26 protein-coding genes and 1 riboswitch are annotated in these 24391 nt (G+C 49.3%); of the genes, 19 read left to right on the top strand and 7 right to left on the bottom strand.

The features are described from left to right. Positions 1 to 9 precede the first annotated feature (9 nt). From BLQ82_RS16325 to BLQ82_RS16310, 4 genes are all read left to right on the top strand, one after another. On the top strand, positions 10 to 756 hold the full coding sequence (locus tag BLQ82_RS16325) for a Cthe_2314 family HEPN domain-containing protein (protein ID WP_062523751.1): 747 nt from the start codon (positions 10 to 12) through the stop codon (positions 754 to 756). A gap of 89 nt (positions 757 to 845) precedes the next feature. Beyond that, positions 846 to 988: riboswitch (SAM riboswitch) on the top strand. Positions 989 to 1088: 100 nt separating this feature from the next. Beyond that, positions 1089 to 2105 (top strand): methionine ABC transporter ATP-binding protein, encoded by a 1017-nt coding sequence (locus tag BLQ82_RS16320; RefSeq protein WP_062523752.1) that lies wholly within the window; start codon positions 1089 to 1091, stop codon positions 2103 to 2105. Beyond that, positions 2105 to 2773, top strand: a complete 669-nt coding sequence (locus tag BLQ82_RS16315) for a methionine ABC transporter permease (protein WP_062523753.1) — start codon at positions 2105 to 2107, stop codon at positions 2771 to 2773. Before BLQ82_RS16320 ends, BLQ82_RS16315 begins: the two co-directional genes overlap by 1 nt. 57 nt (positions 2774 to 2830) lie before the next feature. After that, complete coding sequence (locus BLQ82_RS16310) at positions 2831 to 3706, top strand: MetQ/NlpA family ABC transporter substrate-binding protein (RefSeq protein WP_062523754.1); 876 nt, start codon at positions 2831 to 2833, stop codon at positions 3704 to 3706. 215 nt (positions 3707 to 3921) lie between these two features. On the opposite strand, the gene BLQ82_RS16305 is transcribed toward BLQ82_RS16310, so the two are convergent. Beyond that, entirely contained in the window at positions 3922 to 4170 is a 249-nt protein-coding gene (locus BLQ82_RS16305) for a NifU family protein (RefSeq protein ID WP_025707697.1), read from the bottom strand. 82 nt (positions 4171 to 4252) lie between these two features. Here BLQ82_RS16305 and BLQ82_RS16300 point away from each other — a divergent pair, with 82 nt between their 5' ends. Further along, complete coding sequence (locus tag BLQ82_RS16300) at positions 4253 to 4507, top strand: YuzB family protein (RefSeq protein WP_020426352.1); 255 nt, start codon at positions 4253 to 4255, stop codon at positions 4505 to 4507. A gap of 15 nt (positions 4508 to 4522) precedes the next feature. Here BLQ82_RS16300 and BLQ82_RS16295 read toward each other — a convergent pair whose 3' ends face one another. Beyond that, a complete protein-coding gene (locus tag BLQ82_RS16295) occupies positions 4523 to 5584 on the bottom strand; it encodes an NAD(P)/FAD-dependent oxidoreductase (RefSeq protein ID WP_062523755.1) in 1062 nt (353 codons plus the stop codon). A gap of 70 nt (positions 5585 to 5654) precedes the next feature. Continuing rightward, the gene (gene mqnE / locus BLQ82_RS16290) at positions 5655 to 6761 is read right to left on the bottom strand and encodes an aminofutalosine synthase MqnE (RefSeq protein ID WP_062523756.1); all 1107 of its coding nucleotides are present in this window, start codon (positions 6759 to 6761) and stop codon (positions 5655 to 5657) included. 336 nt (positions 6762 to 7097) lie between these two features. Between mqnE and BLQ82_RS16285 the strand changes: the two genes are divergently transcribed. The 5 genes from BLQ82_RS16285 (at position 7098) to BLQ82_RS16265 (ending at position 12003) form a co-directional block, all read left to right on the top strand. Further along, a complete protein-coding gene (locus BLQ82_RS16285; RefSeq protein ID WP_062523757.1) occupies positions 7098 to 7457 on the top strand; it encodes a HesB/IscA family protein in 360 nt (119 codons plus the stop codon). Between the two features lie 567 nt (positions 7458 to 8024). Next, the gene (locus tag BLQ82_RS16280; RefSeq protein WP_062523758.1) at positions 8025 to 8522 is read left to right on the top strand and encodes a DUF6933 domain-containing protein; all 498 of its coding nucleotides are present in this window, start codon (positions 8025 to 8027) and stop codon (positions 8520 to 8522) included. A 125-nt stretch (positions 8523 to 8647) separates the two neighbouring features. Then, the gene (locus BLQ82_RS16275) at positions 8648 to 9391 is read left to right on the top strand and encodes a class I SAM-dependent methyltransferase (RefSeq protein ID WP_062523759.1); all 744 of its coding nucleotides are present in this window, start codon (positions 8648 to 8650) and stop codon (positions 9389 to 9391) included. 464 nt (positions 9392 to 9855) lie between these two features. Then, entirely contained in the window at positions 9856 to 10401 is a 546-nt protein-coding gene (locus tag BLQ82_RS16270) for a GNAT family N-acetyltransferase (RefSeq protein ID WP_062523760.1), read from the top strand. A gap of 261 nt (positions 10402 to 10662) precedes the next feature. Next, a complete protein-coding gene (locus BLQ82_RS16265) occupies positions 10663 to 12003 on the top strand; it encodes an erythromycin esterase family protein (RefSeq protein WP_062523761.1) in 1341 nt (446 codons plus the stop codon). A gap of 302 nt (positions 12004 to 12305) precedes the next feature. On the opposite strand, the gene BLQ82_RS16260 is transcribed toward BLQ82_RS16265, so the two are convergent. After that, positions 12306 to 12515 carry a hypothetical protein gene (locus tag BLQ82_RS16260; RefSeq protein ID WP_062523762.1) on the bottom strand — a complete coding sequence of 70 codons (210 nt, stop codon included), beginning with the start codon at positions 12513 to 12515 and terminating at the stop codon, positions 12306 to 12308. A 334-nt stretch (positions 12516 to 12849) separates the two neighbouring features. On the opposite strand from BLQ82_RS16260, the gene BLQ82_RS16255 reads away from it, so the two are divergent. After that, positions 12850 to 13512, top strand: a complete 663-nt coding sequence (locus BLQ82_RS16255) for a YheC/YheD family protein (RefSeq protein WP_062523763.1) — start codon at positions 12850 to 12852, stop codon at positions 13510 to 13512. Positions 13513 to 13838: 326 nt separating this feature from the next. Beyond that, positions 13839 to 13982 carry a sporulation histidine kinase inhibitor Sda gene (gene sda / locus BLQ82_RS16250; RefSeq protein ID WP_042217282.1) on the top strand — a complete coding sequence of 48 codons (144 nt, stop codon included), beginning with the start codon at positions 13839 to 13841 and terminating at the stop codon, positions 13980 to 13982. A gap of 136 nt (positions 13983 to 14118) precedes the next feature. Here the strand turns inward: sda and BLQ82_RS16245 are convergent, their stop codons facing one another. Continuing rightward, positions 14119 to 15093, bottom strand: coding sequence for an NAD(P)/FAD-dependent oxidoreductase (locus BLQ82_RS16245; RefSeq protein ID WP_062523764.1), 975 nt, complete (start codon positions 15091 to 15093; stop codon positions 14119 to 14121). A 323-nt stretch (positions 15094 to 15416) separates the two neighbouring features. Between BLQ82_RS16245 and BLQ82_RS16240 the strand changes: the two genes are divergently transcribed. Both BLQ82_RS16240 and BLQ82_RS16235 read left to right on the top strand, forming a co-directional pair. Next, positions 15417 to 16610 carry an NAD(P)/FAD-dependent oxidoreductase gene (locus BLQ82_RS16240; protein WP_020426360.1) on the top strand — a complete coding sequence of 398 codons (1194 nt, stop codon included), beginning with the start codon at positions 15417 to 15419 and terminating at the stop codon, positions 16608 to 16610. 1 nt (position 16611) lies between these two features. Further along, a complete protein-coding gene (locus BLQ82_RS16235; RefSeq protein WP_062523765.1) occupies positions 16612 to 16890 on the top strand; it encodes a hypothetical protein in 279 nt (92 codons plus the stop codon). Between the two features lie 269 nt (positions 16891 to 17159). Here the strand turns inward: BLQ82_RS16235 and hemQ are convergent, their stop codons facing one another. Beyond that, a complete protein-coding gene (gene hemQ, locus BLQ82_RS16230) occupies positions 17160 to 17918 on the bottom strand; it encodes a hydrogen peroxide-dependent heme synthase (protein WP_020430361.1) in 759 nt (252 codons plus the stop codon). 222 nt (positions 17919 to 18140) lie between these two features. On the opposite strand from hemQ, the gene BLQ82_RS16225 reads away from it, so the two are divergent. The 3 genes from BLQ82_RS16225 (at position 18141) to dnaI (ending at position 21199) form a co-directional block, all read left to right on the top strand. Next, positions 18141 to 18437, top strand: a complete 297-nt coding sequence (locus BLQ82_RS16225) for a YuiB family protein (protein ID WP_062523766.1) — start codon at positions 18141 to 18143, stop codon at positions 18435 to 18437. A gap of 242 nt (positions 18438 to 18679) precedes the next feature. Beyond that, a complete protein-coding gene (locus BLQ82_RS16220; RefSeq protein WP_062523767.1) occupies positions 18680 to 20224 on the top strand; it encodes a replication initiation and membrane attachment family protein in 1545 nt (514 codons plus the stop codon). Between the two features lie 18 nt (positions 20225 to 20242). Further along, entirely contained in the window at positions 20243 to 21199 is a 957-nt protein-coding gene (dnaI, locus tag BLQ82_RS16215; protein ID WP_062523768.1) for a primosomal protein DnaI, read from the top strand. An 84-nt stretch (positions 21200 to 21283) separates the two neighbouring features. Here the strand turns inward: dnaI and BLQ82_RS31495 are convergent, their stop codons facing one another. Continuing rightward, the gene (locus BLQ82_RS31495) at positions 21284 to 21439 is read right to left on the bottom strand and encodes a YqzM family protein (RefSeq protein ID WP_143013460.1); all 156 of its coding nucleotides are present in this window, start codon (positions 21437 to 21439) and stop codon (positions 21284 to 21286) included. Between the two features lie 351 nt (positions 21440 to 21790). On the opposite strand from BLQ82_RS31495, the gene trxA reads away from it, so the two are divergent. Further along, on the top strand, positions 21791 to 22108 hold the full coding sequence (gene trxA / locus BLQ82_RS16210) for a thioredoxin (protein ID WP_020430371.1): 318 nt from the start codon (positions 21791 to 21793) through the stop codon (positions 22106 to 22108). A 218-nt stretch (positions 22109 to 22326) separates the two neighbouring features. Then, positions 22327 to 24390: an excinuclease ABC subunit UvrC gene (uvrC, locus tag BLQ82_RS16205; RefSeq protein ID WP_062523769.1), complete on the top strand. Its 2064-nt coding sequence runs from the start codon at positions 22327 to 22329 to the stop codon at positions 24388 to 24390. Position 24391: the final 1 nt, after the last annotated feature.

Raw genomic sequence — 24391 nt, 5'->3', positions numbered from 1 at the left:
GGATGAAGGATGCTGCGGATATTACTCGGAGAACCGCCCCGCGAGAACAGTGGTGTGCTGGCTGAAGCCATGGACAATATGGCGAAGGTGGCATCCATGCTGCGCAGGGAGATGAACACCCATGAAGACCTGGATCATGAATACCGCAAGCTGGAAATCTGGACGCGCGGGCTGATCTCCTCCTTGGACGAGCTGGAGCAAAGCTGGTTCGCGGCTGCTTTTTTCCGCAAATCCGTTGTAGCGGGTTATATGGATGATATGTCCCCCAAGGAGCAGGGGGAATATGCGCGTTATGTTTATTTTTATAAAAATGGCTTCATTCGTGTATTCTCACTGCTGGACAAGCTGGGCACGGTTCTTAACAGTCTGTATGACCTGAATACCAGCAAAGTCAAAGCCCATTTCTCCTATTTCACTGTACTGCGCCAGTTTCAGCTGCATGAAAAGCATACAGCCCTTGCCGGCGAACTGGAGACGATCAAGAATGCCTACCGTGAACCGCTCGAAAATCTGCGCAAGCGCCGCAACGCCGAGATTCATTACATGAACGCCGAGATGCAGGATGATCTGTGGCAGCGGCATCAGGGCCTTCATGATAAAATCCGGCTGGAGGATCTGGACAGTCATCTGGAGGATCTGCAGCAGAGTCTGGAAATGGTCTGCAAATCTTTGGCAGCTTCATTCAGGTACAGCAATGAGCAGTGGCATAAGAGCAAAATCGCTGCAAACCTAAGAACAGGCCATCATCCTAAGTAAAAAGTTCCCTTTGACAAAAAACCTGAAAATTACTATACTTGAGCTTGCATTAGCATCTTACATGCTTCGGCAGCTAACTTCATAATAAACTCTTATCGAGAGCGGCGGAGGGATAGGCCCGATGAAGCCCGGCAACCGATTTGTATGGAATGCGTTACATGGTGCTCTGTACAAATGTCATGGTGCTAATTCCTACAATGCCGTGCAGTTTACGGTCGTTGGCAGATGAGAAGGCAGGGTTAATACAATCACGGGGCCTCTTGCGATCTGCAATCGATCGTAAGAGGTCTTTTTAGTTTTTTATAAGGGTTATTTGGGGGAGGATTATTAGTTTGATAGAGCTGAAAGGTTTGACCAAAGTATACGGAAAAGGCAGCAAAGCTGCAATGGCGCTCTCGGGTCTTAACCTGTCGATAAAAAAGGGTGAGATCTTTGGGGTAATTGGCCATTCCGGGGCGGGCAAAAGCACACTGATCCGCTGCATCAATCTGCTGGAACGCCCTACGGAAGGCGAAGTCTGGGTCGATGGAGTAGAATTAACCTCACTGAGCCAGGGACAGCTGCAGGAACAGCGGCGCAAGATCGGGATGATCTTTCAGCATTTTAATTTGTTGTCTTCTGCGACGGTCTACGATAATATTGCTTTCCCGCTGCGCCTGGCTGGCACGCCAAAGGCGCAGATTGAACGCAAGGTACTGGAGCTGCTGGCGCTTGTAGGGCTGGAAGAGCACGGCCGCAAATATCCGGCGCAGCTCTCCGGCGGCCAGAAGCAGCGTGTGGGTGTAGCCCGCGCACTGGCCAGTGATCCCGAAGTGCTGCTCTGCGATGAAGCCACCTCGGCGCTGGACCCGCAGACAACCGATTCCATCCTGCGGCTGCTGCTGGATATTAACCGGAAGTTTCATCTGACCATTGTGCTGATAACCCACGAAATGCATGTGATCCAGAGCATTTGCGACCGGGTTGCGGTGATTCACGGCGGGGGGATTGTGGAGCAAGGGGAAGTGGCAAAGGTTTTCCTGAAGCCTCAGCATGAAGTGACGAAGGATTTCATCCGCAGTGAAAACCAGCATGAAGGGCCGCTCCGTGCTGCACTGGAGGCAGTGCATGATAAGTACAGCAAATCCGTCAAAATCACTTTTCTTGGACAAAAAACCTATGAATCTACTCTATCCCATGTGGTTCGGGGAACAGGTGTAGACTTTGCCATCCTCCAGGGGACGATTTCAACGATCAAAGATATGCCTTACGGCCAGCTTCTGGTTCGCTTTGAAGGAAGCGCTCAAGCCGTCGAGGCGACCCTTGCCGAACTGGCGGCACAAGGTCTTGAAGTGGAGGTGTTTGCCTAATGGGCGGCTTGAACTTTAACGAGATTAACTGGGAAGAAATGCTGGATGCGGGCATAGCTACCCTTCGAATGTTGGCTTATTCCGGAATTTTCACAATTATTCTTGGTTTACCACTCGGAATTGTGTTATATTTATGGGGCAGATCAAATCATTTCTTAATCAGGTCGATTTACTCGGTATTATCGTTCGTTGTAAATATCCTGCGGTCTGTGCCTTTTATTATCCTGATGGTTGCCTTGATTCCTCTGAGCAAGTCCATTATGGGGACTTCAATTGGCGTATTGGGGACGATTCCGGCGCTGGTTATCGGCGCGGCTCCGTTTTTCGCCAGATTGGTGGAGACGGCACTGCGTGAGGTGGACCGTGGTGTGATCGAAGCGGCGCAAGGGATGGGGGCATCCACAAGCCAAATCGTCTGGCGTGTGCTTCTTCCTGAAGCCCGTCCAGGTTTGCTGGCCGGAGTGACTATTACCATCGTTACGCTAGTCTCCTACACAGCGATGTCGGGGATGATCGGCGGCGGAGGCCTGGGAGACCTAGCTATCCGTTACGGTTATTACCGTTATGAGAAGGAAGTTATGATTATCTCAGTGGCACTTATGGTTATTCTGGTGCAGCTGCTGCAAATGGCCGGTGACCGGCTGGTACAACATTTTACCCGGAAATAAGGAACATCCATATAGAGCCTTATTCATTCAATAACATTTATAGAGGGGGATTTACAGATGAAAAAAGTATTGCTCACGTTCTTCAGCTTGACCTTGGTATTGGTGCTGGCAGCCTGCGGCAACAATAATACCAATAATTCGGCGAACTCCGCTGCCACGAACGCTCCGGCTGCGGATGCTTCCGCAGAGCCCACAACCGAACCTGCTGCTGAACCGGTAACCCTGGTGATTGGCGCATCGCCAAAACCGCATGCAGAAATTCTTAAGGCTATTGCTCCGCTTCTGGAGAAACAGGGCATCAAGCTGGAAATCAAGGAATTTACCGACTACATTCTGCCAAATACGCAGCTGGCTGAGAGAGAACTGGATGCGAACTTCTTCCAGCACAAACCTTATCTGGATGATCAGAACAAGCAGAACGGCACGGATCTGGTATCCGTTACAGCGGTTCACGTAGAACCTTTTGGTGCTTACTCCAAAAAAATCAAATCGATCGGCGAGTTGGCTGACGGTGCAAAAGTAGCGATTCCGAACGATGCCACCAACGGCGGCCGTGCGCTGATCCTGCTGGCCAAAAATGGCCTGATTAAGCTGAAGGACGATACAAATATTACCTCTACTACGGCCGATATCACGGAGAACCCGAAGAATCTCAAAATTGTAGAGCTTGAAGCCGCTATGCTCCCCCGCCAGCTGGATGAAGTAGATCTTGCCCTGATCAACACCAACTATGCTCTTGAAGCGAAGCTGGTTCCAACCAAGGACGCTCTGTTCATCGAAGGAACAGATTCTCCTTATGCCAATCTGCTGGTAGCCCGTCCTGACAACAAGGACTCCGATGCCATTCAGAAGCTGGCTGCAGCTCTGACTTCCCCGGAAGCCAAAGCCTTTATTGAAAAGGAATACCAAGGAGCAATCATTCCGGCATTCTAAGTTGGGTTCTTGAGCTGAACATCTGATAGTAAAGACCAGAGGTATCCGATAGCCATGACGGCTGCGGAACACCCCTGGTCTTTTTGCAGATTCAGATTTATTCCTAAGGTTGCTTCCGCACTGGTGCTCAAGGTTGATCCCGAATGTGAAATCCACTATAATAAAAAAAAATCCCGGCCTTCTTCATCCGAGGCCGGGATTGTTATACAACGGGATTAGAATACTTGAATAACTTCTTCTACGCCTTCAACTTCTTCAAGGAGGGCGCGTTCGATCCCGGCTTTGAGCGTGATCGTGGAGCTTGGGCAGCTGCCGCAGGCACCCATAAGCTTCAGCTTCACAATGCCGTCTTCAACATCGATCAGTTCGACGTCGCCGCCATCGCGCTGCAGGAACGGACGAAGTTTATCGAGCACTTCCAGTACTTCATCATACATGGTGGTGCTTTGTGCATTCTCACTCATTTCTCAATCACTCCTTTCGTATGCTTATTATAGTACAAAAAGTTAAAAAATAAAATGGTTCACACAGAATAAGGAGAACATCATGAGACCACTTATTGAATTTTGTGCCAGCAATATCGGACACGGCACAGAACCGCTCAAGCGCAAGCTGGAACTCAATCCCGAATACGATGTCATTGAGTATGGCTGTCTGAACAATTGCGGACAATGCTATCTGCAGCCGTTCGCCATGCTTGACGGTGAGATCATTGAAGCGGAAACACCGGAAGAGCTTGAAGCGGCCATAGAGGCGGCAATAAAAGAACAAGAAGCCTGGGACAATCTTGAGATCGATTAGTCCCAGGCTCCTGTTTTAGCCAAAATGCCGTTTGGACATCCAGAGCACACCGCTTTTCAGCAAACGGGGAACCCGCCCCATGACAGAGCGGCGGCCCATCAAGCCAAAACCAGCGTTTTTGCCTAGAGAGCCAAGGGTGCCCTTCAGCTTGATCTTGTGCAGCTTCGGCGTTTCATCACGCCACAGGGCTTGCATGATCTGCGCCACCTGCTCACCCTGCGCTCCGGCCGCCTGTGCGCTTGGCGCGAAGGGAAGGCTGGCACAGTCGCCAATCACATAGACCTCTGGGTAATCGGCCACATTGTAGTAAGGCCCTACAATAATCCGTCCGCCCCGGTCCTTTGGCAGTTCAAGCTGCTGCACGACCTGCACCGGCTGGATGCCTGCGGTCCATACGGTCACGTCACCGGGAATAGCCTGGGTGCCATTGAAGATGGCATCCTTTTCGACATGGGATACGGAGATATGACCCAGCGTCTCCACGTGATGCTCACTGAACCACTCCTCCACATACTGCGACAGCTTCGCTGGAAAAGAGGACAGCACACGGTCTCCACGGTCCAGAATAGAGATGTTGAGATCCGGCCGGCTTTCCCGCAGCTCTGCAGCAATCTCCACTCCGCTAAGTCCTCCGCCCACAATGTTAACGGTTCCGTAAGGCTTCACATCATTCAGACGCCGGTAAGTCTCACGTGTACCCGAGAAGCTCTGAATGCTGCAGGTATGCTCTTCTGCGCCTGGAATATTGTGATAATTATCTGTGCAGCCCAGAGCAATAGCCAAAATGTCGTAAGATATCGGTTCTCCCGTATTCAGAAATATCATCCGGCTCTCCAGATCTATGGAACCTACTTCGCCATAACGTACCGTTAGACGGGGATGTAACGGAAACTGGATGCGCAGATGGAAATCGGTGACGGTACCCGCAGCCAGGGCGTAGTATTCCGTCTTGATTCCCTGGTAAGGCATCCGGTCAATCAAAACAATTTCCACATCATGGGGGAGATGATTGTCGAGTAATTTCTGAATAAGGGCAAGGCCGCCGTAGCCGCCGCCCAAGACGAGTAATGTTCTCATGACATCTTCCTTTCGAATATGGCTCAGGTTATGGTCATTGCAGCAGCTGCCGGCAGACTCCGGCTTGCGGCTATTCGTATACCTTAATTTCGTTGTAGAAGGTATCCCGCTCGACTGGAATCTTTCCGGCACCCTTCACCAGCCAGATCAGCTCCTCACGGGTCAGCCCTTCCGGTGTCAGGGCCCCGGCCGCATGGCTGATGCGTTCCTTCAGAATCGTGCCGTGCACATCCGAAGCGCCAAAGCTGAGGGCAACCTGGGTAAGCTGTGCCCCGATATTAATGAAGTAAGCCTTAATATGATCGAAATTATCCAGCATTAACCGGCTGATCGCAATCGTTTTGAGATCCTCGTAAGCCGAGTTGCGGCGCATAATGCCGGCATTCTTGTTTTTGGGCTGCATGGACAATGGGATGAACACCATGAAGCCGTTTGTTTCATCCTGCAGGTCGCGGATCTGCAGCATATGACGTACACGGTCCTCATGCGATTCAATCGATCCGTACAGCATTGTGGTATGAGTCTTCATCCCAAGCTGGTGTGCGGTCCGGTGAACCTCCAGATATTCCTCTACATTGGCTTTGTTGACACGCATTTTTTTCCGGTATTGGTCGGACAGAATTTCTGCCCCGCCGCCAGTAAGAGACTGAAGTCCGGCAGCACGCAGCTCCTCCAGCACCTCGCGGATGCTCAGTCCGCTGATTCGCGTGAAGAAATCAATCTCTGCCGCTGTATAGGCCTTCAAAGTCACCTGCGGGAACGCTTCGTTCAAGGCCTTGAGCGAATCAACATAATATTGAAAGGGCACCTTATCGTTATGGCCGCCGACAATATGGAACTCACGCACTCCGGGATGGATATGCTGTTCGACATATTGCACCATTTCCTGACCGGAAAGGGTATAAGCGCCTTCTTCACCGTCATCTTTGCGGAAATTGCAGAATGCGCAGTGTGCTTCGCAGACATTGGTGAAATATAAGCTCATATTTTCGATAAAATATACCTTGTTGCCGTTCTTCCGCTGATTAACCTCATTGGCCAGCTGGCCGATGGTAAGCAAATCGTTGCTTCCATATAAATAAACGCCATCTTCCAAATTTAATCTTTCTCCGCCGCGAACCTTGTCGATAATGTTCGCCATTCTGGCATCGGTCTGGGGTGTTATAAGAGTAGACATATGATTTCCTCCTGAAGGTTTTGGCGAAGCAAGCGCATCGCAGAATCATTCCCAAAACAAACTTAGGGAGTGGCCGTCCATTACAAAAAGCTGCGATGTCAGCTGACTGCGTGACAATTTTCCGAATTTTCGCATATCGCTTTACCTATTATAAACCTCTCATCGGGGGCGAGCAACCGCTGAGAGAAGATGGATTCGTATGTTTAACTGTGCCGCGCAGGTGCAGTTTGGACTTGAGGGCAGGGGGATAGTGGAGTATACTTATTTTTATATAGACAGTTACTTTTGGCCGGGCAGGCTGTAGAATACAGAATATTTTTTCAGGAGGTTAAGACTATGATTACAATCAGTGAATCAGCAGCAGGACAACTCAAGACCATGCTGGCTGAACAGGAAATCCCGAACATGTTCCTTCGTCTTGGTGTAACCGAGGGCGGCTGTAGCGGCTTCTCCTACGCCATGGGCTTCGACGACAACGAGACGGACCAGGACGTCTATATGGATGTGCAGGGCATGAAGGTTGTCGTTAGCAAGGATGATATCCGTTACCTGAACGGTCTGGAGATCGACTTCGAGGAATCCGGCATGACCGGCGGCTTCACCATCAACAACCCGAACGCCACCGCCACCTGCGGCTGCGGCTCAAGCTTCCGTACGAAGGACGATGCCGGCAAGCCTGCGGCGGAGCCATGCTAAACCCCGGCTGAAGTGGAATTGCTGCTGACTTAGCTGCAGCCGATGTTTGATCCGCGCGGATATAAGCGAATGATTCGTGTCTCAGCGCTGCGGATTGAGGAATTGAGGCTAGCATTTGGGTGCAGCGGAATTACACGGACGGTGGAGCTGAAACTGAGGTAGCTGAGCTATGGAGTTAAGTGGAATTTCTCCCACTAATCCGAGATTTTTGACTGCTGGGACCTCATTAGGTGGAATAAGTACAACTAAAATGGCCCACTTAAGCGGTATCAGCGGAATTCCTCCAAAATAAGTGGAGAAAATCCCACTAAATGCTGCTGAGCTAACAGAATGCCATAATTTAGTGGAGAAATTCCACCTAAGACTAGGGCGTCTATTGCTTTTCTCAATTCATATAACGTCTGCGCTGTATAGAAGCCTTCAGGCCTGCACCTGGAGGCTTTTTTTGTGCTCTGCAGCAGGAGGGCGAATCTGTTTCCAGTATTTAGTTAGGCTGGTATACTGGAAGAACCGGGTATTATAGTGCACAAGATGAAAAGGAAAACTTTCCTCGAAGGGAGAACCAGCATGACCACCATAGCCTTGACGAAGAAACTCTTTGAGTTGGGTACTTTTGTAGAAGAACAGGACAATGGAATAGAGGATGAATTATATAGGTGGCATGCGAATGTCTTTCGAATGTCCAATAAGAATAACGTGATTTTTATGAACAATCAGACGCGGTATAACTTCATTTTATTTGGAGTGAAGAAGGTACATTTTAAAGACTTTAACCAGCTCTTCGTTAATTCCCTAATAGAGAACCTGCAAGCCGATAAAATCCCTGATTCAAAAATCACGGAATACGTGAGTAAAGCAAATAAAATAAAGTTCACCAAAACCAGCAATCGAAGCGTTCTGGGTTCTATGACAGATATGGTCAAGATGACAGGGATCCTGATTTTGCATTACCCACCTCAAGAAATGAACAGTATAGTAATTAATCAAAAAAACAATCGGAGTCCCTTGATAAAACTAAACGGCTACCCCGAACAATTGATGAAAGAGGCATTAGGGGTGCAATAGAGTGCTTTCCTCCCCGATAAACCCGATCGTCGATTCGATATGCAGCACCATCGATGAAGAACTGAAGAAAGTGCAGCTAATGATTCAGTGTAAATGTGGAGATAGCAAAATATCTATTCTAGGAGATGCTCAAGATGCCGGAAACGATTAAAAGCATGGAGAATTTGCTCAGCATGCTGGATTCGCTGATGAGGGAGCCCGCCCCGTTTTGGAACCAATTTTATGGTGACCGGACGAAGGAGATTCCGTTTTTTGCAGATAAGCCTGACGAGAATCTCGTTTCTTATCTGGATTCCGGGAGATTCCAGGGCGGACGGATGCTGGAGCTGGGCTGCGGGCCTGGGCGGAATGCGATTTATGCTGCTCTCCATGGCTTTGATGTGGATGCGGTGGATCTTTCAGAAGAAGCTATTACTTGGGCAAATGAGCGGGCTGCTGAAAAGAATGCCACGGTGAATTTTACCTGCGGATCGGTCTTTGAGCTGTCTCCCCAGTCCGGATATGATCTGGTCTATGATGCAGGCTGTCTGCACCACCTGTGGCCCCATCGGCGTATCGGGTATATTGAAATGATCCATCATGCGCTGAAGGACGGGGGTTATTTTGGATTAACCTGTTTTGCTCCCGGGTTTACGGAAATGGGGGGAGCCATGGAAATAAGCGACTGGGATGTCTACCGGGATCGCAGCATGCACGGCGGACAAGCCTACAGCCAAGAGAAATTACGCGAAATCTTTGGCGGATATTTTGAGCTGGTGGAGATTCGAATGATGAAGGAATGCACGGTGAAGGATCCTGTGTTCGGTGTTCCGTTTCTATGGACAAGCTTATGGAGAAAACACACAGAAGGACATAAAGTAGCAGACTGAGCAATGGACCGGTGATAGCCAGCTGGCCTTCGGCGGACATACCGGTCACTGCACACCGGCGCGCAGCCCAGTCAGTCTACAGCTTTATTATTCTTCTGATAACAGGGAATGTTGTTGTAAGATAAAGTTACGACATTTCTTGTTAACAATTTAACTTATATTGTCTTTGTTTCGCCAGCCAAGTGAACGGCCGTTCTTTCCTTCCGCAAGCCAACCTCCCCGCAAATGGGGGGCAGCTCTGATTGTTTTATAAAACGGATAATTTCAATCCGTTTCTCATCCGACAAAGCTTGAAAAATCCGGATGCGCTCGGCATCATTTGATTGTTTTAGAGTCAGTATGATACTTATATGGATAGGAGTTGTCAACCGGATTTAGGCTGACCGGATCAGAGCCAACACGAACCAGAGTAGAGTTCATCAAGGGAGACGAAAATTTACATAACTAAGAAAGCAGGTGTAATCTTGCAGCTACAAACAGAACGGCTAATCATTCGGGAGTTCACTTATGAAGATATGGAAGCTGTGCATGCATATGCTGCTGACCCTCTGGTAGCCAAGTATATGATATGGGGACCGAACTCGAAAGAGGAAACAAGAAGTTATATTGATCTGACCTTGGAATGGCAGAGCCAGCTTCCGCGGAAGGATTTTGAATTTGCCGTAGTTCTGAAAGAGACGGATCAACTGATCGGCGGCTCTGGCATTCACATCAGTGAACCGGGGCAAGGGGAAATCGGCTATTGCTTCAATCCGCTGTTTTGGAGACAGGGATATACCTCAGAGGCTGCTGCTTCATTACTTGAATTCGGATTTCTGGAGTTGAATCTGCACCGGATCTACGCGACCTGCCGTCCGGAGAACGCGGGCTCAGCCAAAGTCATGCAAAAGCTGGGTATGGTCTACGAGGGACATTTGCGGGAGCATATGTGGCATAAGGGGAGATGGCATGATTCATACCAGTATTCGATTTTAAAGCCGGAATATGAGCTGCTGAGAGGAAGACGATAGTGCTGGAGCAAGTGGATTCCCTGCGTATCGGATAAAGCGTTTGAGCGGGCAAAAAGGCTCTATAATGCGATGCAGTAGTCACAAAACTGGATGAGGCAGTTGTGATCCTTCAACTATAAGGATTGCAGCTGCTTTGTTTTTTTGTATATACATAAGCATCGTAAGGTTTACTTAAGAATCTAGTAAGAAATAAGAGAATTTTAGAAGCTAGAATATATTTATCTTAACCAACCAATTTATAAAGTATATCAGGAGGATTTTATGAAAAAGAAAATGGGTATCGCAATTGCTGCTTCTATGATCACTCTAACTAGTTTTACAGGAGGTGCTTATGCAACTTCGAAAGCAGAAGTTTCTGTTACAGCTCCCTACAACACAAATCAACTAGCCGAACAGATAAAATGGTTAGAAGAGCATGCAATGCCATTAAAGACAACGGATCCAACAGCATCTCTTAATGATTTAGGTCCGCTTAAGGATATGATAGGATCAGCTACAATTGTTGGATTAGGTGAAGCGATGCATGGAGCTCATGAGGTTTTTACAATGAAACATCGCATTGTTAAATATTTGGTACATGGAATGGGCTTTAACGCCATAGTGTTAGAAGAGGGATGGGACAGAGCATTGGGACTCGATCGCTATGTTCTTACGGGTAAAGGGGACCCAAGCCAATATCTAACGCCTACATTTAACACGAAAGAAATCATAGATCTACTTCAATGGATACGCCAATATAATGCTGATTTAAAACATAAATCCAAAATACGGATCATCGGGATGGATATACAAACCGTAAACGAGAATGTTTATAACAATATCATAGAGTATGTAAAGAAACATAATCCAAAACTTGCAACTCTTCTTGAAAAAAAGATGGAAGGCCTTATTCCTGTAACAAAGGATATAGATACCTTTGGCAGCCTTAAGAAAGAAAAGAAAGAACAATATGTTTCAATTGCGAAACAAATCAGCACGATATTAGAACAAAATAAAAGTAAGCTGAATGGAAAATCCCAAGAGTTCGCATGGATCAAACAAAATGCCCGTATTATTGAGCAATTTACGACAATGGCAGCTTCATACCCTGATAACCCGAAGGACTTTTATTTGAAACATGATATAGCCATGTATGAAAATGCGAAGTGGACAGAAGAACATGTAGGAAAAACAATCGTGTGGGGCCATAATGGACATGTTTCGAAAACAAATATGATCCCTTTCGTATACCCTAAAGTAGCTGGGCAGTATTTAGCAGAACATTACGGGAAACGGTATGTATCCATTGGAACATCTGTCTATGAGGGACGTTACAATGTTAATAACACTAACCAAGAATTTGGGCCCTATGGAACATTAAAATCAGATGACCCGAATAGTTATAACTATAATTTTGGACAAGTCAATTACGACCAGTATTTTGTTGATTTACGTAAGGCAAGCGGAGTGACAAAAACCTGGCTAAACGAGCAACATCCCATTTACGCTGGAATAACTACCGAAGGACCAGACATTCCTAAAACTGTTAATGTATCATTGGGTAAAACATTTGACATCATTGTGCAAATTCAGAAAGTGAATCCATCTCAACTGAATCGATAAGTTATCGATGAAAATCTTGAAGAAGCAAAAGAATTAGTGAAATTTCTAGTCAACGATGAAGTCCTTGGATTTATTGATTTGTAAAGAGACAAGAACATGTATGCTTAAAAGTCACGTAGTTGCTCATCCGTAAATGTGTAGGTAAATCCTATATTCCTGCAAAATCAAGACAATATCAGCGAATCAAGCTGTCTATCAGCACAAGCCATCGGCTCTTTTTTTCATAGAGTATAATAAAAACCCTGTACAGAAAACCTCTGTAACAGGGCGCTGGAAATAGCGAAACTAAAATGTCTTTTTAATCATGCAGGAATAATAAACTTGAAGTTAATCATAAATACGACCAGTGCGGCGGCGCCCAGAGAAAAGGCGATGCAGCCCGTGCCGAGGACCCGGCGCTGGTCTTTGATGAATTTGAAGCCTAGTGCGCAGACAAGAACCGTGATTCCTGCCAGAACGACGGTCATTCCAACCATTGCCACCCAGTACAGCATTTCAAAGAGTTCTGCCATGAAGAGTCCTCCCCTCCAGGTCATAATACAATGGATTTTAAGGATTTTCCAGCAAAAAGTGGCTGGCGGGCTACGCCGTATGAACAGAGAATCCGACAGACTCTGCGGCGGTCCCCATACCCGGCGGTTGCTGTCGATTGCCGCAGAAGAGACTTGTCAGAATTTGCAGCAGCCCCGCTGCCACCCATATAGGATAGATAGGACATAAGGCCTGGCGGCTATATGCCCTTTTTTGCTGTGCGCTCCCAATCATACGGACAATCATACAGGAGGGCGCGGCCTGTTCTGAGTAAAGTATAGGGTAGGCTGGGAATGTGAAAGGAGAGGGAGAACAATGGCGGGAAGACAACTGGCCAGCAAGTGGCTGAAAACCGAGGCGCTGCTCAGCGATCCGCGGATTGCCGGTTACATTCCGAGAACGATGGAATATAGCGCTGCTGGGTTGTTAGGGATGCTGGGGAAATACGGAACGGTTGTAATCAAACCTATTGTTGGCGGTGGCGGTTTTGGGGTGATCAAAGTGTTCCGGAACAGCCGGGGATACGGCTTCACACATATGCACAGTACAAGAATGTATAGGGATTTCTCCTCCATGAAGCGGTCACTCGACTTATTTAAGGCCAAACGGAAATATCTAATGCAGCAGGGTATCTCGCTGGCCCGGATTGACGGACGCCCTATAGATTACCGGGTCAAGGTGGTGAAGAACGGAACGCATTGGGAATTTCGTTCGATGGTGGGAAGAGTGGCGCGTCCGGGACTGTTCGTGACAAACCTCTGCAAAGGAGGAACGATGCTGAGCTGCCGTGAGGGACTGAGAAGATCATTGCCGCGCGTTAGGACCTCTGCCAAAAAAGCAGAGATGCGGCGCTTGACCCTGATCTGCATAGAGCTGCTGGAACGGCGTTTTCCGGGTATTGGTGAGCTTGGCTTTGATTATGCTGTGGACCTCCGTGGGAAGATCTGGATTTTGGAGGTCAATACCCGCCCGAAGTGATTAAAAAATTTTTAAGAATTGACGATAAATATAATAATAAGATAGAATTGCGTTTAGTTGTGTAATCCTTGAGGTAATATATGATAAAAAATTCCACGGAATTATGAACAATGTAAAAATATTTCAGACAAAATACCGGTGGATTCATCCTGTGTATAACTGTTATCCCCATAGTCCACTGTGCGGCGAATGACTTTTAGACCTTTACTAACATATTATGCACAGGATTTCCACAGTTGCTTGTGGATAGTGGGAACGCTTGTTCGAAAAATGATAGTTTGCTATGATAGATTCAGATTCAAATAAAGGAAAGGTAGGTGAACGTTATGGTTGAATTGTCGGATGAGATGCTCTTGGACTCTTACCATAGAGCAATAGAACTGCAATTAGAGCATGATTTCATCGCTCTTCTGCTCGCTGAAATTCGTAAACGGAACTTACACTCTCCAGTTCATGCGGTTCTGCACTAGAAGCCCGGAGCATACCTTTGCAGCAGATCAATCATTTAACCGCAAGCGGCACAAATAGGGTATCTTTTCAAGTTGAAGTGCAATCAACCTGAAAGGATACCCTTTTATTTGCAGAATAACAGAGGTGAACGGTCGGCTACAGCTTGAGATTGCTGCTGTGTCCAGGAGACAGTTTGGCTTCGGGATCAATATAGACCTTGGCGTTGTTCACCGCGGTAGGCGCTTCTCCGAATCCAACAGCGATCAGCTTCAGCTTACCCGGATACGTGGTAATATCCCCAGCGGCGAAGATCCCCGGAATGCTGGTCTCCATACGGGAGTCGACCACGATCGAATTGCTGTCAATATCGATGCCCCATTCGGCAATCGGCCCCAGCGAGGACACGAAGCCAAAGTTAACGATGACACTGTCTACCTCCAGCTCCTGTGTTTCTTTGGTTTTGATGTGGGACAAAGTGACTTTGGTAATGAATTCTTCGCCGTGAAGCCCGGTGATCTCCGATGGCGTAATGACATTGACCTTGGAGGCCATCAGGTTCTCCACACTGTGCTCATGTGCGCGGAACTTATCCCTGCGGTGTATCAGGGTAACCTGCTCAGCGATTGGTTCAAGCATCAGTGCCCAATCCACAGCAGAATCGCCGCCGCCGCTGATCAGCACCTTTTTGCCTTTGAACGCATTAAGATCGCTGACAAAATAATGCAGGTTAGCTTTCTCGAAACGCGCCGCTTCCGGAAGCTCCAGACGGCGCGGTTCAAAAGCGCCTACGCCTGCGGTAATGATCACGGCTTTGCTGTGATATTCCGCTTTATCGGTAGTAATGACGAAATGGCGTTCGTCCTGCTTTTTAAGTGAAACAACTTTCTCCTCCAGCCGGATATCAGACTGAAACAGCTCCATTTGGCGGGAAAGGTTATCTACCAGCTCCTGTGCGGTGACTTTTGGGAATCCGGCTACGTCGTAAATATATTTTTCAGGATAAAGAGCAGCAAGCTGCCCTCCGAGTTGGGGCATACTTTCAATAAGGGTTACCGATGCCTGGCGCATCCCGCCGTAAAAAGCGGCAAACATCCCGGCCGGACCGCCTCCTATGATCAGCAGATCGCTCATAGGAACGGATTGCTCTAGTGTCACGTAATATTACACCTCCGAGTTGATAGTTTCAAATTGCCATACTGGCTTATCTAACATTATAAACATTGTGGAGCCGACCTGCAAAGGCTTGATTTCCGCAGAAAATTGTGACATTTTGTTGTATGATAATATTTGATTAAAACGATACTAAGGTTTACAATGGATATGGCTATTTTGGAAATCCTTTAAGTTTTATTGGAAATTCTTCTGAATTTAAGTGTATAAATTCACAAAAGAAACCGAATTTTTTTACAAAAAATAACACATAGACAGATTCACCTGTTGGAAGGAGCCGGAACATGAGCAGTATTCCAAAAATCGTCATCCTAGGCGCGGGATATGGAGGTATTTTGACCGCGCAGCGGCTGCAGAAAGCTTTGAACTACAATGAAGCGGATGTGACACTGGTTAACCGCCATGAGTATCACTATTTCACAACCCATCTGCATATGCCTGCTGCAGGTACAGACAGCATTGAGCATACCCGCGTATCTATTTCAAAATTAATTGATGAATTCAAAATTGATCTCGTAAAATCTTCCGTGCAGGAAATCCGCACCCAGCAAAAAAAGGTGATTCTGGAAGACGGCACGCTGTCTTATGACTATCTTGTAATCGCCCTGGGCGGGGAACCCGAAACCTTCGGGATTCCGGGACTGGACAAGTACGCACTGACAATCCGCAGCATCAATTCCGTGCGGCTGATCCGTGAGCATATCGAGTATCAATTCGCCAAATACAAAAATGAAAATAATGCACAGGAACATATTAATTTTGTGGTCGGAGGTGCAGGCTTCAGCGGCATTGAATTTGTGGCAGAGCTGGCAGACCGTATTCCGGCGCTGTGCAAGGAATTCGATGTGGATCCAAGCATGGTCAATATCTACAACGTGGAGGCTGCTCCTACGGCACTGCCGGGCTTCGCTCCTGAATTGGTAGAGCATGCCATGACTGTGCTGACGAAGAAGGGTGTGACCTTCAAGATCGGTGTAGCGATCAAGGAATGTCTGCCGGGCGGAGTTATCCTTGCCACGGGTGAAGAGATCAAGGCTTCAACCATCGTCTGGACCGGCGGCATCCGCGGCAACCGTCTGATTGAAGCAGCGGGGTTTGAAGCTATGCGCGGACGGGTGAAGGTAGATGAATATCTGCGCGCACCGGGACATGAGAATATCTTTATTATCGGCGACGGCTCCCTGATGATCAATCCGGAAGGACGTCCGTATCCCCCGACGGCACAAATAGCCATGCAGCAGGGTGAATGCTGTGCCCATAATCTGGTGGCCGCAATCCGCAGCCAGCAGCCGAAGAAATTTGCCTTCAGCAACAAAGGCACTGTAGCTTCGCTGGGCAAAGGCCAAGGCATCGCTGTAGTGGGCGACAAGAAATATAAGGGCTGGACAGCGGCGCAGCTGAAGAAGGTTGTGGACATGCGTTATCTGTTCATCATCGGCGGTATTCCGCTGGTGCTGAAGAAAGGCAGATTCCTCTAGGATGCGCCACTGCAGTGTACAAGTTCGCGGACTGCTGACGCGTGAGGAGCTGGACCGGTATAACGGACTGATTGAGGTCGGGTCTTATCTGGAGGATCAGAGCCGTTACGATCTCGCCTACAATGTCCAGAAAGAAATCGACATCCTCATTTTGCCGGCAATTGAGCGCCTGAAGGATAAGGGCCGGGCCCGCGACCGGGCGACGGCGGAATACCTGGAGAGCTTGCGTGAAGAGGGCGATGCCGGTGAAGAGGATGACGGCAAGGGTCCGTCAGCATGAGTAATTTGGAGTGGGATATATTTATTTATTAAATCCACTTGTGGTATAGTAAAGGTAGAAAAGACGTACAATGCAAAGAGAGCCGTGCTACCAACACGACTCCCTGTTTGTAATAGCCGCTTTTAAGGGCGGCGGCTTTCGGGAAAGTAGTCAGGAAATAGACCGTCTCCTTTGACCAGGGCGGTCTATTTATAACATAAACTCAAATAAAGGGAAGGCCCCTCAGACCGGGAGCCTTCCCTTTATGATTTATCGGTATTTTTCGGCTGCTACAGCTTCAGAAGTTCTTCAAAGGTGTCCGGTGTCAGCAGATTCCCGACATAGAACGGGCCAAATTCGCCGTAGCGGGCGCTGACTTCATCAAAGCGCATCTCATAGACCAGCTTCTTGAACTGGAGCGCATCATCGGCAAAGAGGGTGACGCCCCACTCCCAGTCATCGAAGCCGACAGAGCCGGTGATGATCTGCTTCACTTTGCCGGCATAACCGCGTCCAATTAACCCGTGCGAATACATTAGCTCCCGGCGCTTCTCCATATCGAGCATATACCAGTTGTCCGCAAGCTCGCGTTTCTTGTTCATCGGATAGAAGCAAATATGCTTCGTTTGCGGGAGGACAGGCTTCAAGCGGGCGGCTACGTGCGGGTTCTGCATAGGGTCACTGCCGTCTCCGGCGCTTCCGCCAGCCGCATAGTTGCTGAGTTCAACGATGCTGACATAAGAATAGGACTTAGTTGTATATTGGGCAAAGGCGATTTTGTTAAAGGCGGTTTCAAGCTGATTCAGCGCTTCCAGGCTTTCCCGCAGAAACATCATCACGAAATCAGCCTTCTGGCCGACAATGGAGTACACTGCAGTGCTTCCTTCCTTGGCTTCCTCCACCGGGCCCCATTCCTGCATAAAGGCATGCAGTTCTTCCAGGGCAACAGCGCGTTCTTCATCATCGGCTGCCGTCCAGGCTGTCCAGTTCAGAGATCGGAAGTCGTGCAGGGCATACCAGCCCTCCAGTGTCAACGCGGCTTCGTTCATGTATTCTCACTCCTTAGCATATGGTTATATGTACAATCCGTTTGATCTATTTGCATTGTATCGCATGCAGGCAGGCAAGAGCAAACGCGTCTCCTTGTCTTAGGGGGCGGCTACCCCGGAATCGCGATAATGTTCATTGCTTCGCTACATTTTTTCTAGTAAACTTACTATTAATTAAGGTTTGCTGTGCGGTTCTTTATAGAGAGAGGGGATGGCAGTACGATGGGGTTTATTCCTGTGTTTGTTCTGGCCGTTTTATTCTTTGTCATGATGTTTGGCATCGGCTTTATTCTTAACATGTTAATGAAGACCACCTGGTTCCCTGCCTATCTGTTCTTTATTGTGATTCTGCCTGTGGTCGTCTATTCGATCTGGGATCGGAGCTCCATGAGCCTGTGGGAGCATCTGTCGACCTTTCATCTCGTGGATTATCTTACCGGCATTGCCGGCCTCGCCGGAGCGGTGCTCAGCGGCTGGACGATCCAGAAGCTGCGGCTCGGCGGCTACAAAATGTTCTAATAAAGAGATTCACGCGTTTACCAAACGGCTGCTGTCCTGATCCAAGGCTGGCGAGGCCGTTTTTTCTTGCAATGAAGAGGTTATTCGGATTTTCCGCTAGCGCCCGCAAGGGGGAACAAGCTGTCGATATCCAGGGGATAAACGCTGAATTTGGACTTTTTTTTACATTTCCGGGCTGAGGTTTTGTGATAGAATAGAAATCTAAATGGATTCGTGTAGAAAAAGAGGGAGGTAATCCGCAGATGCGTATGAGTAACCTGCATCATTTCACCGAACATCATCGGTACTGCGTTTCCCGCGAATTCGGTCTAAGCAGTGTAGATGCGCGTATGCTGGGCTCGGTCTATCAGCCGATGGTGGGCGCTTTTGCCATCAGCCTGTACCGGCTGCTGTTCGAGCATATTCCGGCTGAGGCAATCGGTTATTCTCCGGTGGAGCAGCAGCGGCGTCTGTTCATGACGCTGGGCGTGGAACCGAATGAGAAAGGCCGCAAATATATAGTGGATCAGGCTTCCCGGCTGGAAGCGGTGGGGTTGCTGCAGACCTGCCGGATTTTTGTAGCGGAAACCGATGATTATATGTACGAATACGAACTGCTGCCGCCGCTGTCGCCGGCTGATTTTTTTGCAACCCAGCATTTGACGCTGCTGCTGCGTGATAAGATCGGCAAATTTGCCGTGTTGTCGCTGCGTGAGCAGTTCTGGAACCGTGAACCGGAGGAATGGAGCCGCCGGTCGATCGGCAAAGAGAATATTTCCCTGCCCTTTTATGATATTTTTCAACTTAATACCCATGTAATTGACTATGAGCTGGAGCAGGCCCTGGCTGAAGTGGCGACAGTCAAGCAGCCCGGCATGCGGGAAACGGGGGAACCGGCGATCGGCTACAGTGATATTATCCTGCGCTTTCCGCGGGAATCCGCCAACCGTGTCCATGTTGAGAAGCTGCGCTTTGACCATGCCCAGATGGGGATGATCAATTATGTAGCCCATAAGTATGAGCTTAGCCCGCAGGATATGTCCCGCCTGCTGGATGAGGACGGGGTGTTCACACCGGAAGGCGAAGTGATTCTGGATACGCTGCAGTACAAAGCGAGCCAGCATTTCCGGCAGGATCTGAAACGCCAGGAGAAGCGGGAGATTGCGGCGGCAAAAGTGGTAGCCCTGCGCTCTGCTGCCTCCGTGGAAGGTGACGATTCCGCACCGCCAATGGAGCAGCCGGTCGAAATGGAATATTATGTGGAAGTGCCTCCGCAATTTTTGTCCAAATGCGACATTCACCAATATAATATGATGCTGCGCAACGAGCCTTATACACGGCTGCTGCAGACCTTTTTTCCGGGGGCAGTGCCTACGCAGCTGATGGATACTTTTGAAAAGATTGATCTCAATTATAAGCTGAGCGGCGAAGTGATCAATGTGCTCATTCATTATCTGATGACCATGGTAGCTTCCGCAGGCGATCAGCGGATGAACCGCAACTTCGTGGAGGCGATTGCCTCGAACATGCTGGTGAAGCAGGTGAATACGTACGAGAAAGCTGTGCGTTATATCCGGGACCAGACCAAGGTCAAAGGCAAAGGTGCAGCGACAGGGGCATCAGGCTCAGCCGGAACACGCCAGCGCAGCTACAGCAAAACCGGCGGCCGTTCCGGCAAAGCGGAGATTCCGATCGTGCTGGATGACGGCAGCGCCGGAACCGTGTCGGAAGAAGAGTTCGCGGCGATGATGAAGAAGGCCGCCGAAATCAAAGCCAGTAAGAAAAAAGGCGTATCCAAAACGCCGTAAAGAAAGCGAGGTGCGGCTATGGAGTCTATGGGCGAAGTGCTGCGTTCGATGAATAATTCCGCGCTGCGCCAGCGCTCCCGCGATCTTGAGCAGAACCTGCTGAACCATCCACTGGTGAAGCAGCTTCAGGCCGAGCATCCCGAGCTGGACGAATCGCGGCTGCGGCTTCATTTAAGCCGCCTGTATCAATATGTGGAAGAAAGCCGCCACTGTGCGAATTGTCCGGGCCTGGAGAAGTGCCCGAACGATTTCCAGGGCCACTACAGCAAGCTTACCGTAGAGACTGTAGGCGGTACGGCAGATTTGTATGAGCGGAAGACGGCCTGCAGTCTTAAGATTGCCCAGGACAATCAGGACAGCATCCGCAAGCGCATCCGCAGCTTTTATGTGGATGAGCGTGTGCTGAATGGCGGCTACGATGAAATTGACATTATGGGTAAGGACCCCCGCCGGGTCTCAGCCGTGAATCGTATATTTGATTATATTACAGGGGCGAAGGAGAACGGGCTGACCTCGCGGGGGATATACCTGCAGGGCTCTTTTGGAACAGGTAAAACCTTTTTGATGTGCTATATGCTGCATGAACTGGCGATTGCCGGGTACAGCGGCGTCATCGTCTACATGCCTGATTTCATCGAGGAACTCAAGCTAATCATGATGGACAACCAGAAGCTGAAAGAAATGGTGGACACGATGAAGAACTGTGATCTGCTGATCTTTGACGATATCGGGGCGGAGAACCTGAATCCATGGGCCCGCGACCATGTGCTTGGGGCGATCCTGAACCACCGGATGAACCGTAAGCCAACCTTTTACACTTCGAATTATCCTCTGGACGGGCTGGAGAAGCATCTGAGCATTACCAGCAAGGACGGGGAAGAAATCTACAAAGGACAGCGCCTGATGGACCGGATTGCTCCGTTTGTGGATGTGATTCCGCTCCATGGAGAGAATCAGCGGGGAACGGTCCGATAAAAGCGCTAAAGCAGCAAAATCCGGCTTCTTCCTTAAGGGAAGGGCCGGATTTTGCTGTGCCCAGCTGAAAGCATGTGTGAAGAGTTACTCGGACAAAAACTTGATAATCACCATGCCGAAAAAAACGACGGTCATAAAGCCCGTCATGCCGAAGAAGCCGGCGAGCAAATCGCCAAGGTCATTGCGCGGCTCCTCGTTGACATGCTCCCGCGGGTCGCGTGCTTGCGCGTTGACATCCATCTTTTTTCCTCCTTGCAGTTGCATGACTGCAATTAGTGGGTTACAGTTAGACGTGTGAGAGAAGTCATTGACAATTAATGCGCTTTCCTCAAGTATACGAACTCCCTGGAGCGTTGTAAAGAAGAGACTGTGAAGGGGAAAATTGATTTTATGCAATTTAATTTCATAAAACATTACACAAAATCACTATAAATATGTTATACTGTGGATGTGTCGGTAAATGGTAATCTGGTTATCATATTACATGAAACATTTTATCCCGTTATAATTTCGGAGTGAATTCGCCACACTAAGCTTATGGGTTATAGAAGCGGATGAAAGCTTCGTACAACTTAAAGGAGGAACTATATCATGGCTATCGTGAACGTGTCTGACCAATCCTTTGTGGGTGAAGTTGAAGGTCAAGGTACTGTTGTTGTAGATTTCTGGGCACCTTGGTGCGGCCCTTGCAAAATGCTTGCCCCCATTCTGGAGGAACTGTCCACTGAACTGGGAGACGATGTGAAAATTGCCAAGCTGAACGTTGATGAAAATCCGGAAACAGCTTCCCGTTTTGGAGTCATGAGCATTCCTACCCTGATTTTCTTCAAAGACGGCCAGCCTGTGGACAAAGTTGTAGGACTTAACTCCAAGGATTCCCTTAAGAATATTGTAGCAAAACATCAGTAAAATGATGCTGTAGTATCCGGGGCATACGCCCTGCCGCCAAAGCGCCTTCGGTTTATCCGAAGGCGCTTTGTGTGTCAGGCGGAAGCTGCTGCGCCTTTTGGAAAAGTGAACGTTTCTTAGCTAACAATACTCTATTTTCTATGCTATGGGGTTGAACCCATGGCTTCTTATCTTTAAAATTAAGTTATCACGGTGTTGTTACAGGTGGGGGAGAACGCATGGATTATATGGATAATATCCGCAACAAACTGGCATTGCTGCCCGACCTGCCCGGGTGCTATCTGATGAAGAATGAAGAGGGCACTATTATTTATGTGGGCAAGGCCAAGGTGCTGAAGAACCGGGTCCGCTCTTATTTTACGGGCAGCCATAACGGTAAGACCCAGAGGCTCGTCGCCAATATTACCGACTTTGAATATATCGTCACATCCAGCAATATGGAGGCGCTCATTCTGGAGTGCAACCTGATCAAAAAGCATATGCCGCGTTACAATGTGCTTTTGAAGGACGACAAGACGTTTCCGTATTTGAAAATCACAAATGAAGCTCATCCGCGCCTGGAGGTTACGCGCCGGGTGATTAAGGATAAAGCGAAGTATTTCGGTCCATATCCGAATGCTTATGCGGCGCATCAGACCAAGAAGCTGCTGGACCGGATGTATCCGCTGCGCAAATGCGGTGTAATGCCGAAGGAAGTCTGCCTGTATTATCATATGGGCCAGTGTCTGGCGCCCTGTGAGAAGGAAGTGCCCAAGTCCGCTTATGAGGAGATTACGCAGAGCATCGCCGGTTTTCTCGGAGGCGGTCATGAGGCGGTCAAGAAGGATCTGCAGCAAAAGATGCAGGAGGCCGCAGAGGAGCTGTATTTCGAACGGGCCAAGGAGCTGCGCGACCAGATCATCCACATCGATGCCCTAATGGAGAAACAAAAGATTAACACGGCAGATACCAAAGACCGCGATGTATTCGGCTATGCCGTGGACAAGGGCTGGATGTGTGTGCAGATACTGTACATGCGGCAGGGGAAAATGATCCAGCGGCACTCCTCCGTGTTCCCTTTCTATGGGGAGGCGTACAGTGATTTCATCTCTTATGTGACGCAGTACTACAGCGAGAACCCTGCCCTGCCGCAGGAAATCCTGCTGCCGGATACCGTGCTTGAAGGCGCAGATAAATCAGGCAAGCTGCAATTGGCTGTCAGCGGCGAGGCTGAACAGTCCGGCGCCGATGCTTCGGAGGCTGCCGCTGAGCTGGCTGCCGAGGATGCCGTTGAGGCTGCGGGAAGTGCGGCAGACAGCGGGATGCCAGAAGCGGCCGCTGCCATGTCGGCAGAGGCGGAGGAAGCGGCGCTGGAGGCTGCAGCGCAAGCGGATGCGGGTGAAGCCGCTGCGGCTGAGGCTGCCGCTGAAGGCACTGTGGACGCGGCTGGCGGCGCGGCGGCTCTGCAGGAATGGCTGGGCATCAAGGTGCTGGTGCCGCAGCGCGGGCTGAAGAAGCAGATGGTCGGGATGGCCTGCCAGAACGGCCGGGTGGCGCTGGACGAGAAGTTCCGCCTGATTGAGCGGGACGAGGAGCGCACCTCCGGCGCAGCCCTCAGCCTGGGCCAGAGCCTGGGCCTGGAATCGCTTAGCCGGATTGAAGCATTTGACAACTCGAATATCCAGGGAACCAATCCGGTATCCGCGATGGTTGTGTTCATTGACGGCAAGCCAGCGCGCAAGGAATACCGCAAATACAAGGTCCGCTCAGTACAGGGACCGGATGACTACGAAACAATGCGCGAGGTAATCCGCCGCCGCTATGAACGCGTGCTGAAGGAGAACCTGCCGCAGCCGGATCTGATTGTGGTCGATGGAGGGAAAGGGCAAATTTCTTCCGCTATTGATATTCTGCAGAATGAGCTGGGGCTGTACATCCCGGTCTGCGGCCTGGTGAAGGACGACAAGCACAGAACGGCTCAGCTGCTGGTCGGTGATTCCGCCGAGCCGGTGCAGCTTGCCCGGGACAGCCAGGAGTTTTATCTGCTGCAGCGCATCCAGGATGAGGTACACCGGTTTGCGATTACATTCCACCGCGAGCAGCGCGGCAAATCAATGGTGACCTCGAAGCTAGACTCCATTCCGGGCATCGGCGACAAGCGCCGGAAGCTGCTCCTGAAGCATTTTGGCTCGCTCAAAAAAATCAAGGAGGCCAGCATCGAGGATTTCCGTCCGCTGTCGATCGGCGACAAGCTGGCTGCGCAGATTCTGGATGCCTTGAAGGACGAAGAACCGTCATTATAAA

Origin of the sequence: Paenibacillus jilunlii, assembly GCF_900102965.1 — a bacterium.
GTDB lineage: Bacteria > Bacillota > Bacilli > Paenibacillales > Paenibacillaceae > Paenibacillus_AQ > Paenibacillus_AQ jilunlii.
This window is presented reverse-complemented; position numbering and strand designations above follow the sequence as displayed.